Genomic DNA, 12,900 nt, shown 5'->3' on the forward strand with positions numbered 1-12,900 from the left:
AAGTGGTCGATTTTTTACGTTTAACAATATCCGTATTTATACATAAATACGTTACAGACGAGTAATAATATAGTAATTCTGTCAATAAATAAACCTTAGCTTACTTTCTCTTTTTCTTTCAATACCTTATATTTAAAGCTATCAGAGAAAATATATGGCATTCATTAATTAAGCTAACATATACGTATGTTTTGCTATGCGAAACAAAGTTCCATTTAATAAACATTAAAACAAAAATTGTCGCTATTGTAAACCTTTATCGATATCTGGAAAATATTGTCATATCGCATTATTTCTTAGGAATTTTTAGATATAGCAAATTAATGAGAATTCTCTATTTATAACTATCTCAATTTATAACTATAAGGACAAAAGTTCTGCTATATTTTATCTGAGCTATTTTTTGGTTCAGGATATTACATGGCACTAGTCTGTGTCTCTCTTTTATTAACCCATTCGGATAGTCTTTATGACAATACCCCACACGGAAGTACTGGCAACATTATCTGCTGATATTGCTATCATCGGTGGCAGCGGTCTCTACCAAATGTCATCGCTGACCAACAAACGCAGTGTGACGATACAGACGCCTTATGGCAGTCCATCTGATGATATTGTCTTAGGTGAGCTTGAGGGAGTGACAGTCGCATTTCTAACACGGCATGGTCAGGGACATAGACTGACGCCGTCTGAAGTGCCCTATCGTGCCAATATCTATGCGCTAAAAACGCTAGGGGTACGCTATATCGTCTCCGTATCAGCAGTTGGCTCATTGCAAGCGCATCTTAAGCCATTAGACATGGTCATTCCAGATCAAATGATTGATATGACTAAGCAGCGAGTGAGTACCTTTTTTGGTGAGGGAGCCGTCGCCCATGTGTCGATGGCTGACCCACTATGCCCTGTCCTAGCAGACATCTTGACGCGCGCTTATGACCAAGCGGATATTACAGAAGGCACTAGTCACCCACAGGCGACTTATGTCTGTATCGAAGGGCCACAGTTCTCAACTCGTGCAGAGTCAGAGTGGTATCGCCAAATGCAGGCAGATATTATCGGTATGACCAATATGCCAGAAGCCAAATTGGCACGTGAAGCCAGTATTGCTTATGCCACGTTAGCTCTGGTGACAGACTTCGACTGTTGGCATCCAACGGAAGAAGCCGTCAGTGCCGACTATGCTATACAGAACCTAATGAAAAATGCGGACAATGCTCAGAAAGTGATACAGAAAGCCGTGGCTTTGATTGCCGCTGAGCTGCCTGACTCAATCGCCCATAATGCTCTCGCGCAAGCATTGATCACGCCTATAGATGCGATGGACGAGCATACCAAGATTAGACTGGCCGCCTTGCTAGCGTAATCTTAATACTTATTCTCCATCTTGAACTGACTGCTTCTAATCGGTTTAGTCTTAATCTGACTTCAATCAAGTCAAAAAAGGCCATTATCTAGAATAATGGCCTTTCTTATAATTTAGCATGTATATTTAAATTTATGCTAAATACATTACTTTAATATCAGCAACAACCGCCCAAGCCAGTTGCCAGCATCATAGGTTGATTAAACGGCATTAGCTCACCGCAACCTGCAAAAATACCGTAATGGCGACTGTCATCACCGATAAACTCAAAGTGCGGTGCAAAGCGCGATTCTTTCAGCATGCGAAACGTATTGCCACATACTGGGAATACCCGACCAGCTTCGATAGCATGATGTTTATCTAAATCAAACCGATGCGGTGACTGCTCGATAGTTCCTTTATATATCACCGCTTGTCCATGATCTTCGCAAGCATCCTCAAGCGAGTCGATTTTAAATAGACGGTAAGTCGCAGAGAAAAACTGAATATCACCAATTTTGGCCGCCAATGCAGGATCTGTAATCTCAAGAGGACGATCCTCGACCAAACGTACGTCTAAAAACCCTGCATCTCGTGACAAACGGGTAAAATCTTTCCAGTACAATGCGCCGCTCAAACACTCTCCATATAAGACTGGGTCATCGATCAGGTGTTGCGGGATACGGCGATCGGCATAGACGTCAGAAAAATAAAACTCTCCACCAGGTTTCAGCAAGCGCTGCACACTGGCCATGACCGCAGCTTTATCTGGTGATAGATTGATAACACAATTTGAGACGATAATATCAAAGCTATTAGCCTCAAGGTCTAGTTCATCTAATTTTTCGATATAGCCATGCAAAAATGTCACATTGTCATAACCAAACTTATCGACATGATAATCCTGATGCTGTTTGGCAACGGCTAGCTGCTCATCGGTCATATCCACACCAACTACGTGCCCACTCTCACCCACCAGTTGCGCTAATGCATAGACGTCTCGGCCTGAGCCACTGCCCAAGTCTAAAATTCGGCAGCCCTCAAGCACTGCTGGACACACCAGACCACAGCCGTAATAACGACTCAATACTTCATCATGAATGTTTGCGAGTAATGGCTTGAGCCACTCAGGCATATTGCTGATATCACAACAAGCCGAGGTCTTTAAATCATCGGTACTCTGTAACTCTTTTCCATAATAATTTTGCACGACGTCATGCATAACAATATCCTTATTGAATGTGCCATCCAGTTAAAAATCTTAGTAAATCATTTTAGAATATACAACTACGTTAGTGAGTTTATTGACCTAGTTATCAATTATCCGTTATCAGCTATCAGTCGTTATCGACCTTAATATTAATGTAAGAATCTAGCCAGCCTGACGGTAAATGCACTAAATCTTTAGGCTCATCAATATCATGTAAAGGGTCGAATAGTGCCAGTGTCCAGCCCAATGCCGCCATGCGCTGCTCAGTGACAGCGGCTACACTAGCCGTACTCCAAACAATGTCCGAAAACAGGCTTTCATCAACTCGCTTAAACCCTAATAACACATAACCACCATCAGTCGCTGGAATCATGACCGCATCGTGTTGATCTAGCTGCTGTACCGCTATCTGAATACGTGCTGTCGTAAGACTAGGGCAATCCGTACCAACTAACACAACCTTGTCAAAACGTTGCAATGCGCGCTGACTGGCTATCAACATACGCAATCCTAAATCACCCTCGGCCTGCGCAGACCAACGCAATGAGTTGGGCAAATCAAGCGCCTTCCAGTATGGATCTGTTGGTGCTGGACTCACACATAACTCAACGGAAAAGCCCGTATCAATAGCCTGATCAATACTATGCAGTAATAGTTGCCTTGCCATACGTGCAGCACCATCTAATCCTAGCGCTGGCTGCAAACGGGTTTTTGCCTTATTGGGCGCTGGATATTTTGCGAACAGAATGATGCAGGTATCTTGCTGTCTTGCAGATGAATCAGCTGTCACTATAACGGTCTCTTAATTAGTCAAATGCACGAGGATGAACTCTTTCTTATCTTGTCTATCATGTTTATAAATCAAACAACTTCATTAATTATAGTAGCGTTGTTTCAAAACGTCAGGCGATACGCCGCGCCAATAATCAAAGCGCAAATGCCACATCAAGAAAATCGTCCGCCATGTACCATGCTGCTGCCAACGCCGCGCTGAGGTCGTCACTGTGCTTTTTAGACAAGCTGGACGAGAAATTTTCTTTAGCCGTTTACACAGTTCGATATCTTCCATCAATGGCTGATCAGGATAGCCACCAATCTGCTCGAACAAGGATTTTTTGATAAATATTGCTTGATCACCAGTGGCTATACCCATTAAGCGCGAGCGCTGGTTTATCATTAATCCGACGATTTTTAACAATGGCTCACGGCTGTCTAAACGGACATCAAAACGGCCCCAATCGTACTGAGCTACTGTCTGCTGAACGTTATCTATCGCGTAAGCTGGCAGCTCGGTATCAGCATGTAAAAATAGCAACACGTCACCTGTTGCCAACATAGCACCCGCATTCATTTGCTGTGCGCGCCCTACGGTAGATTCGATAACATGCCAGTCAATGATTGATTGAGCAACCTCTGTACTTTTGAGCACACTGTCGGCGATAGCAACCGAACCATCCACTGAACCACCATCGACCAATATCACTTGTTGCGGTGCTGGATCGAGACGGACAATATGAGCCATAAGCTCAGGCAAGTTGTCCGCTTCATTTAATAATGGAACAATAATTGATAGGTTCAATGGATATACCGTCACATTAATCAGCGAGTAAGATTAAAAAATGGCTTATTTTTTATTCAAATTCCAGTTGTAATCGGTATAGCTTATTTTTATCTTGCCTTGTTTGAGATCCGCTGTCTGAGCTTTGCTCAATCCTAATGACGAGCTATAACGACCTAAAAACCCTGCCAAATCTTTTGTACCGCGCCAGTTGGTTGCAAAGTCTTCTTTATACCATTTAAAAATTGGTGACACTCTTAGCGTATCGCCTTTGAGACTGTTGCGGCTACTGTCTGCTAAAAACTTAGACGTTGCCTGCTCTAATTGACTGTCTAAACGCTTGCCGGTAAAGGCATCATCTTGCAATGCAGGGCAACCAATACTGGCACAATTGACCGCAAAGTGAATGCGCGGATCGTTGTAGCGTTTAGAGCCACGAATCAGGTTGTGCTCAATATCATCAAGTGAGCGCGTCTTACCAAGTACCGAAACAAACTCTTGCTTCCATGGTGACCCAAACAGTCCGCCGATATCTTTGATAGATTTGACGTTTGGATATTTCGTCAATACCAAATCAACCGTACCAGCGTTATAAACGTTGATTAAAAATGCCAACTGCTCGTTTTTACTCCAACGATTAAACTCTGATTGAGATACCTTGCTTGTCGCTTCCAGATAGCTTGTCAGCTTACTTTGATCTGCTTTCATGCCAGCATAATTGACCACTGAAGCTTTGTCACCATTGGTCATGGTCACATGCTTATTTAATAAGCTATCCCAGCTCTGATGGTTGAAGTCAGCATGAGCAGCCACACTTGCTAATAAAATAGTCGTAGCAATCACTGGTTGGGCGAAAAACGTCTTCGCTGAAAAGTTAAATACTGACATAGGACTTACTCCGTTTACACTGATTGTTTTTTATCTAAATTTTTATGTATGTTAAAAGCACCTATGTTTAAAGTGCTTAGATTAAAAGTGCTTATATTAAAACCACTTGCATTAGAACGGCTAAGGCGTGTCTACTAGCACTGGCTCGGGCTCTTCTTCTAACGCGCCGCCACAACTACTGCCCTGTCCTGCTGTACAGCCATAGCAGTGGTCAGCAATGGCAATGTCATCACCAGACGGGTTCTGCGTTAACAAATCACTTAGGTGTCGCCGTGTTTTATTTGGGACAGGTATCTCTAACTGCTGATTGAAATCACAATCAAACAGCTCACCTAACCAATTGACACTAATGGTCGAACGGCACATGACTTCGGCCAGATTAACAGCCATATAATTGGCTTTAAGCAAATCCATATACGGGTGGAACTGGTCTTTCGCCAACAGCACCGCACCAAAACGCTGAATGGGCATATTGGTTAGGGCAAATAGATGGTTAAACTCGATATCAAAGTGCGCTTTTAACTCACGCTTATAATCCGCTTCAAGCTGTTGTTGATTGGGTGGCAGGGTCGCACCTTGCGGATTGAAGACCAAGTTTAATATTAAATTCGAATCAGACTTGCCATAGCCCAACTGATTGAGCTTCTGTAATCCTAATATACTGTCGTCAAACGCACCTTTGCCGCGCTGTTTATCGACATTTTCTAAGGAATAACAAGGCAAAGATGCCACCACTTCAACTTGGTTGTCTGCTAAAAACTGCGCCATATCCTCATAACCCTCTTCCATAAGGATAGTCAGATTACAGCGGTCTATCACTTTGACGCCTAATGCCCGAGCGGCCTTGACCAAATACTTAAAATCCTCGTGCATCTCAGGCGCACCGCCCGTCAAATCAAGCGTATCGATATTTTGTGCTTGCAATACTTCTGGTATCAACTCGACCAATTCACGCGACATCATCTCGGTACGATAAGGGCTGGCAGCCACATGACAATGTACGCAAGACATATTGCATAAATAGCCCATATTCACTTGCAATATGGTCAGTTGACGACGTTTTATCGCTGGAAAATCCGTATGCTCAAGTAACTCAATTGTTGATTTCATGGTGGTCTAAAATCCTGTTAGCAGTACAACTAAAAAAGGATAGCAACGTGACATTAAAGATTAGAAAACAAAGTTAGCGCATTGCTTTTACTGTTTATTTTTGAAATTTACAACGTAAAACCCACTTTCTCATTTTACGGTTTATCTAATCAATCATACCTGATTATCAATAAGCATTGACAACTAATCATATGGATTTTATAGTTTATTCCAAATGAGCATTAACCTTCGTTAGTTCTTATCAGCTTCAATGAAGCGCTTATCGATATATTTCTTGAGATGCCATACCCAGCGACCTTGTAGGTTTACATTACCCCAACTACCAATGGCGTATTTATCACCGCAAGACAGCAGATATAGCGTGCGTGACTTTGGCTGATAGCTCTCCATTATGCTATCTTTCAAATAGGCCAATAAATTATCGGCTTCGATAGCACCACCATGCACTGAATGAACCCCCGAGTGCGCCACGTATTTATCGATTCGTGTCGCCACATCACCAACCGCAAACACATTGGAATGAGAGACACTCTGTTGCTTATCGTTCACCGCGACAAACCCATCACCTTCTATTTCTAAATCTGTAGAAACCGTCCATGCCGACCCTATGACGCCAGTCGCAGCGATGACAGCATTTATGGGCAGTGATTTATTCGTAGTTGATAATTCTCCATCACGATAATCGGTCGCTCGTTCTCGAATTATCGTGATGTCATGACGATCTAGCTGCTTAATGACCCGTTGTCGAAAGCCTGAATTAAACCCTGACAATAGATTCTCACCGCATACTAATGTCACCTGATGATTACGGTTAATATTCCGTAGCGCAACTTTGGCTGCCATCACCAATTCTATGGCCGCAGCGCCTGCCCCGATAATAGCCAATTGATACTTTTCAGACTGCTGAGCTTCCTTTAGAATCCGCTGCCATTGAATGATAAATGCTGATAACGGTCGTATGGCAATCACGTCAGTATCATTATCGGTAGCGCCAGTATTGTTATCGTTACTGTCGCTTTTATGCTCGTTGTAGCCATTGTGGTCAGGTAGCCAACGCATATCTGTATCTGCGCCCGTATTTAGAGACAAGACATCATAGTCAAAATCCGTTTGTTCATCGCCAGTCGTAACCACCTTGTTTGACGCTGCGTTTACTTGTACAAGCGACTGCTGAATAAAGCGCACGCCTGCTCGTACACAAAGCGATTTGATATCGATACTGATATCATGCAATTGATAATGCCCTGCCATCCAACCCGGTAACATGCCAGAATAGATGGTTTGCGGTTGCTCACTAATTAAGTGAATATCTGCCTCTATCGTACCGGTATCCTTTAAACGCGCGGCGCTAAGTCGGCGTAACATACCAATGTGAGCATGACCTGCGCCTGCCAATAGTAGTGTCTTTTTCGGTAAAAATTTTGTCATAGATGATTTTATCAAGGCGGTTGGTTGCTGTTAGTGTTTAATGGAGTGTTGATTGATATAAATGACTTTAAAAACTCATTTAAAAGTATCATATAAATAAGACCAGTCTGTTGCGGGCAAACAGTAAGAGCGTAAATGGCTCATTCGATTCATGTGACTTATACATATTCAACCATAGTCACTGCGTCAACCGTTATTAGTAGAACGATATTTTGTATAACGGAATTAAAATCATAAAATAAGATGAAATTATTTATCATCGCCCAGTACAATAGGACATTATAAGAGCCGCATGATAAATTGCGTTGCTTGACCCATTATTTGAGAAACATCGTCAAAACCGTTAATGAAAATTATAAGTAATCAAGGAACATTACATGAGTACCAATATCGATACCAGTAACGATCACATTTTGTCTTCTGACAATATTCACTACTTGCATCATGACTTTTTTGAACCAAGTAGCAAAGACGTCGAGATTAGCGCGACTTTATTGATTGTGCATGGCATGGCAGAGCACAGCGGTCGCTATAGCGATTTTGCACAGTTTTTGGCAGATAATGGTATTGCTGTGGCGACTTACGATCATTTGGGTCATGGACAGACGATCAAGACTGAGGCCGATCTTGGGTTTTTTGGTGAAGAGCATCCGGTACAGTCGCTTTTGAAAGACGTGATTGTGATGGCCGATAGCCTAAAAGACCGTCATCCAGACGTTCCGCATTTTGTGATGGGTCACTCGATGGGCTCATTTATCGTGCGCAACGTACTCAAGCATCATGCGCATAATTTCACAGGCGCCATTCTAATGGGTTCCGCAGACGCCAACCCACTGGCTAAGGTTTTATTACCTATTAACAAGCTACTGGCCAGAGTCGCACCAAGACAACCGAATACAGTTTTTGCCAAGGTGATGAATAAAGTCCTGAACAGCCAACTCCCTGATCGCAATTCGTCCTCACAGTTTGCGTGGCTCAGTGAAAATACTGCAAATATTGAAGCCTATGAAGCCGATCCTAAAACTGGTTTTGACTTTACCAATAATGGCTTTATGACATTGTTTACGCTCATGGATACTGGACTGAATAAAAATTGGGCTACTACTATTGCCAAAAACTTCCCGATGCTGTTTATCAGCGGTGAAGATGATCCGATTGGCGAAATGGGTCGCGGTATACGTAGGGTTGTCACGCGTCTGGACAAGCGTCATTTCAGTCATGTCGATATTCAGCTGTATCCTAATATGCGTCATGAAGTGCTGCACGAAAAAGATAAACAGACTGTTTATCAAGACATTTTAGAGTGGATAGAGACCAATACGACAGACGATTAAATCATGATAAATGAGTTGTTTTGAGGGAATGTCTGAAAACAACTCATTCAATATTGTCACGATAAGACCCTCAACGTGTTTGCTAAAAGCGGTCAAATTAGCGACAATACGGCAAGCAAGTTTTTGGACCAAGCCATACCTTGAATTTTCTTTAGGCTGGGTCATATAAGTCTTTAACCATAACATTAAGATCACCCTCCCTTTCATTCATTTTAGGAACCTTTATGTCATTACAACAAACCATCGAACAAGCTTTTGAAAATCGCAACGAATACAGCCCAGCCAATATGCCACAAGACGTGCGTGATGCTATCAATCAAGTACTTGAGCAACTAGATAACGGTAGCCTGCGCGTAGCAGAAAAGAAAGATGGCGAATGGGTTGTCAATCAGTGGGCCAAAAAAGCCGTACTATTGTCTTTCCGTCTAAACGACAACTACGTTCAAGCTGCTGGCGAACATGTACAGTTCTATGACAAAGTACCGACTAAATTTGCTAACTGGACCGAAGCACAGTTTAAAGAAGCAGGCGTACGCGTTGTACCACCAGCTGTCGCTCGTAGAGGTTCATTCATCGCAGCAGGCGCAGTATTGATGCCGTCATACGTCAACATCGGTGCATATGTCGATCAAGGCGCAATGGTTGATACATGGGCGACTGTTGGTTCATGTGCTCAAATCGGTAAAAACGTGCATTTATCAGGCGGCGTTGGCATCGGCGGTGTATTAGAGCCATTGCAAGCAAACCCTACTATCATCGAAGACAACTGCTTCATCGGTGCACGCTCTGAAATCGTTGAAGGCGTTATCGTTGAAGAAGGCGCTGTCATCTCTATGGGTGTCTACATCGGTCAATCGACGCGCATCTATGATCGCGAGACTGGCGAGATTCATCGTGGCCGTGTACCAGCAGGTTCTGTTGTTGTACCAGGTAGCTTACCGTCAGAAGACGGCACGCACAGCTTGTACGCTGCTATCATCGTGAAAAAAGTTGATGCGCAAACTCGTGCAAAAACATCAGTAAATGAGCTATTACGCCTAGCCTAAATATTTGGCAAGTACCGTTGTTTATTGAATAATATTGTTTTATATGAAGATGCTGAAGGACGACTCCAGCATCTTTTTTGCAGCTTAATATAACGCGTTACGTTATAATCCTCTTTTATTTTGTCTTTATACAAACACAAAATAATTCGTACCATCCCCTGCCTTTTTATTATGATTGATAAGCGCTTCATCGCCTTATCGACCTTTAACTGTATTTGAAATATTATGAGTGAATCATCATTACGCACCGCCGCTATCCCTGTCACTGACCCTGAAGCAGGGTTACGTCTGACTGAGATTTTTTATTCCCTACAAGGTGAAGCGATCACTTCAGGCTTGCCGACGATATTTGTGCGTCTAACGGGCTGTCCGCTGCGCTGCGTCTATTGTGATACCGAATATGCTTTTACTGGCGGCGAACGTCAATCATTAGAAACCATCATAGAAACCATCAAAAGTTATCCGTGCAAACGCATCTGTCTGACGGGCGGTGAGCCGTTAGCACAGCCAAACGCCATTGAATTGATGAAACGTTTGCTGAGCGATGGGTATGAGATATCCCTTGAGACTGCAGGCGCGCTCACGGTAGAAAACGTGCCAGCAGCAGTCAGTAAGGTAATGGATCTCAAAACGCCAAGCTCAGGTGAAGTCGATAAAAATCTATGGTCAAACCTCGACTATCTCACTCAGCACGACCAGATCAAGTTTGTCATTATGAATCGTACAGATTACGACTGGGCAAAAGCTAAATTGACCGAGTATAAGTTAAACGAATTGGTCGGTACGGTGTGGTTCTCTCCGATGTTTAATGTCGCAGATGACATCAGTGAAGATGCTAGTGAAAAACTTCCTAGCCCTGAGGTGCCTGTCTTGGCGCGCGAGCTAGCAGAATGGATGCTGGCTGATGCCTTGCCTGTTCGTTTTCAATTGCAATTGCACAAAATCATTTGGGCGGATGCCAAAGGCAAGTAACTATCAGCAAGTAACAAACAAAAAGTGTGAATACGTTGAGTGCCATGGATAAGGTAGCGGTATGATCAAACTCATTTTACTGGGCTTGCTAGCGGGTGCGTTTTTTAGCTCGACATTTATCTTAAATGAGCTTATGAGTAGCGCAGGTGGACATTGGTTTTGGTCAGCGAGTCTACGCTATGTCTTTATGCTGTTAATTATTACCGCCGTTATTACGATGCAACATGGCTTTAGTCGTATTAAAGCGTTAATGAGAATTTTTCTTCAGCATTGGGGCTTTTGGTGTATTACTGGCAGTATCGGATTTGGACTGTTTTATACTGGTATTTGCTATGCCGCAGATCATGTTGCAGGATGGGTGGTAGCGGCTACCTTTATGTTTACCGTCGTCGCCAGTTTGCTTGTGCTATTGGCATTTGGTCAACGTTTTGATAAAAAATTCATCGTATACGCTGTCATTGTCTTTATCGGTGTGGCGCTCGTCAATATCAGCGAAGGTCTGCATGCTGCCTCTATAACTGACGCCGTCCCCATGTCTGACATGCTGCTTTACGGTGCGCTACCTGCTCTTATCGCTGCTTTTAGCTACCCAATTGGTAACCAGCTGGTTTGGCAGGCTTCTCATAATGCTCGCCAGCGCAATACTGAATTACAGAAGGCAGCAGAGTTGAACGCTCAAAAAGCTAGTATTGATATTGATATTAACGAGCAGAGTGAACCACTCATATCCGAAGCTTATGATTTGCCAGCTACGACATATGATGCTACCGACCTCGATAACGTACTGCAAAGTAACAACACTGCGGCAACCTCATCCCTACAAAATCTAATTGCTCGTATTCCTTCTATCGAAACCACGCTACTGCAAAATGCCTTTAACAAAGTGTGGCTAATGACTCTTGGGTGTTTGCCATTTTGGCTGTTTTTGGGCATTATAGTGCGCCCTGACCAGCCCCACCCCTCACAAATAATCAATACGTTGCTCGTTGCTCTATTGGCAGGCGTGGCAGCGACCACTATATTTTTGTATGCGCGCGAGCAAGCTGTTACTTCAAGCGAGGTTGCAGGTGTTGACTCAACCCAAGCCAGTGAGGTTATCTTTGCTTTGATTGGGGGTATATTATTGTTAGATAATGCCATACCTTCGGCGATGGGACTGGTCGGTATAGGGCTGATTATTGTAGGGCTGATATTCTTTGCAAAAGACGGTTAAATGGCACTACAACACTATGCCTATTTCGTCAAATTTATGCATTGAATAACCGCCTAAAAAACACCTATCACTTTGATGATCTCGATTTGGCACTATAACCATGGGTAATGCTTTGATTTTTCCTGATATTCTATTATATTTATTGGACATGGTTGGCATTGTTGCCTGCGCGATTGCAGGGACTTTGCTTGCGCAGCATAAAGGCTTCGATATCGCTGGTTGTATCTTGGTGGCAATGGTCAATGCCATCGGCGGTGGGACATTACGTGATATGGCTCTAGACCGTCATCCTCTATTTTGGATGACTGATCTTAATTACGTGATCGTTATCACGGTGACCTCCCTTATCTTACAAATCTTCTTTCACCTTTATCATAAGATTGATAATGCGTTAAAGCTCTTTGATGCCATCGGGTTGGCCGCTTTTAGTGTCATTGGTTTTAAGGTGGCCTTATCCATAGACATGTCTCCCCTTATTGCTATTATGATGGGTGTCTGGACTGCCATTATCGGTGGTTTGCTACGTGATATCATCTGTAATGAGATTCCGCTGGTACTACAGCGTGAGATTTATATTACTGCCAGTATCGCAGGGTCTGTAACCTATTTATGCTTACAGTATTTTGGAGTCGGTGCCAGTCTCAACGAATTTATTATGCTGTTTGTCATCTTTGTAGTACGTATGCTCGCGCTCAGGTTCGACTGGCATCTGCCTTCTATTCGACTCGTGGACTGATTGATTGAGCAAGACTCTACTTAGATAGCCTTTGTTTGACTGACAATAATTGAAAATAGTGAG

Annotated in this window: 12 protein-coding genes; 6 read left to right on the forward strand and 6 right to left on the reverse strand. The window is 43.1% G+C overall.

The features are described 5' to 3' along the window. Nucleotides 1–469: 469 nt before the first annotated feature. Nucleotides 470–1,363 carry an S-methyl-5'-thioadenosine phosphorylase gene (gene mtnP / locus V6252_RS05225; protein WP_341609632.1) on the forward strand — a complete coding sequence of 298 codons (894 nt, stop codon included), beginning with the start codon at nucleotides 470–472 and terminating at the stop codon, nucleotides 1,361–1,363. 157 nt (nucleotides 1,364–1,520) lie between these two features. On the opposite strand, the gene V6252_RS05230 is transcribed toward mtnP, so the two are convergent. The 6 genes from V6252_RS05230 to V6252_RS05255 all read right to left on the reverse strand — a co-directional run bounded on the left by V6252_RS05230 (nucleotide 1,521) and on the right by V6252_RS05255 (nucleotide 7,536). Next, nucleotides 1,521–2,564 carry a methyltransferase domain-containing protein gene (locus V6252_RS05230; protein WP_341609633.1) on the reverse strand — a complete coding sequence of 348 codons (1,044 nt, stop codon included), beginning with the start codon at nucleotides 2,562–2,564 and terminating at the stop codon, nucleotides 1,521–1,523. Nucleotides 2,565–2,679: 115 nt separating this feature from the next. Further along, on the reverse strand, nucleotides 2,680–3,342 hold the full coding sequence (locus tag V6252_RS05235; RefSeq protein ID WP_341609634.1) for a TIGR04282 family arsenosugar biosynthesis glycosyltransferase: 663 nt from the start codon (nucleotides 3,340–3,342) through the stop codon (nucleotides 2,680–2,682). A gap of 84 nt (nucleotides 3,343–3,426) precedes the next feature. Beyond that, on the reverse strand, nucleotides 3,427–4,131 hold the full coding sequence (locus tag V6252_RS05240) for a TIGR04283 family arsenosugar biosynthesis glycosyltransferase (protein WP_341609635.1): 705 nt from the start codon (nucleotides 4,129–4,131) through the stop codon (nucleotides 3,427–3,429). Nucleotides 4,132–4,176: 45 nt separating this feature from the next. After that, nucleotides 4,177–4,998: a DUF547 domain-containing protein gene (locus tag V6252_RS05245; protein ID WP_341609636.1), complete on the reverse strand. Its 822-nt coding sequence runs from the start codon at nucleotides 4,996–4,998 to the stop codon at nucleotides 4,177–4,179. 120 nt (nucleotides 4,999–5,118) lie between these two features. Continuing rightward, nucleotides 5,119–6,108: an arsenosugar biosynthesis radical SAM (seleno)protein ArsS gene (gene arsS, locus V6252_RS05250; RefSeq protein ID WP_341609637.1), complete on the reverse strand. Its 990-nt coding sequence runs from the start codon at nucleotides 6,106–6,108 to the stop codon at nucleotides 5,119–5,121. A 231-nt stretch (nucleotides 6,109–6,339) separates the two neighbouring features. After that, nucleotides 6,340–7,536, reverse strand: coding sequence for an FAD-dependent oxidoreductase (locus V6252_RS05255; protein ID WP_341609638.1), 1,197 nt, complete (start codon nucleotides 7,534–7,536; stop codon nucleotides 6,340–6,342). A 377-nt stretch (nucleotides 7,537–7,913) separates the two neighbouring features. Between V6252_RS05255 and V6252_RS05260 the strand changes: the two genes are divergently transcribed. The 5 genes from V6252_RS05260 to V6252_RS05280 all read left to right on the forward strand — a co-directional run bounded on the left by V6252_RS05260 (nucleotide 7,914) and on the right by V6252_RS05280 (nucleotide 12,837). Continuing rightward, the gene (locus V6252_RS05260) at nucleotides 7,914–8,870 is read left to right on the forward strand and encodes an alpha/beta fold hydrolase (RefSeq protein ID WP_057760879.1); all 957 of its coding nucleotides are present in this window, start codon (nucleotides 7,914–7,916) and stop codon (nucleotides 8,868–8,870) included. A gap of 224 nt (nucleotides 8,871–9,094) precedes the next feature. Continuing rightward, on the forward strand, nucleotides 9,095–9,916 hold the full coding sequence (gene dapD / locus V6252_RS05265; protein WP_057760881.1) for a 2,3,4,5-tetrahydropyridine-2,6-dicarboxylate N-succinyltransferase: 822 nt from the start codon (nucleotides 9,095–9,097) through the stop codon (nucleotides 9,914–9,916). A 225-nt stretch (nucleotides 9,917–10,141) separates the two neighbouring features. After that, complete coding sequence (gene queE / locus V6252_RS05270) at nucleotides 10,142–10,888, forward strand: 7-carboxy-7-deazaguanine synthase QueE (RefSeq protein ID WP_341609639.1); 747 nt, start codon at nucleotides 10,142–10,144, stop codon at nucleotides 10,886–10,888. Nucleotides 10,889–10,949: 61 nt separating this feature from the next. After that, nucleotides 10,950–12,101 carry a multidrug resistance efflux transporter family protein gene (locus V6252_RS05275; RefSeq protein ID WP_341609640.1) on the forward strand — a complete coding sequence of 384 codons (1,152 nt, stop codon included), beginning with the start codon at nucleotides 10,950–10,952 and terminating at the stop codon, nucleotides 12,099–12,101. Nucleotides 12,102–12,201: 100 nt separating this feature from the next. Continuing rightward, nucleotides 12,202–12,837, forward strand: coding sequence for a trimeric intracellular cation channel family protein (locus V6252_RS05280; RefSeq protein ID WP_341609641.1), 636 nt, complete (start codon nucleotides 12,202–12,204; stop codon nucleotides 12,835–12,837). The last annotated feature ends 63 nt before the right edge of the window (nucleotides 12,838–12,900 follow it).

Source organism: Psychrobacter proteolyticus (assembly GCF_038155145.1).
In the GTDB taxonomy this organism is placed as follows: Bacteria; Pseudomonadota; Gammaproteobacteria; order Pseudomonadales; family Moraxellaceae; genus Psychrobacter; species Psychrobacter proteolyticus_B.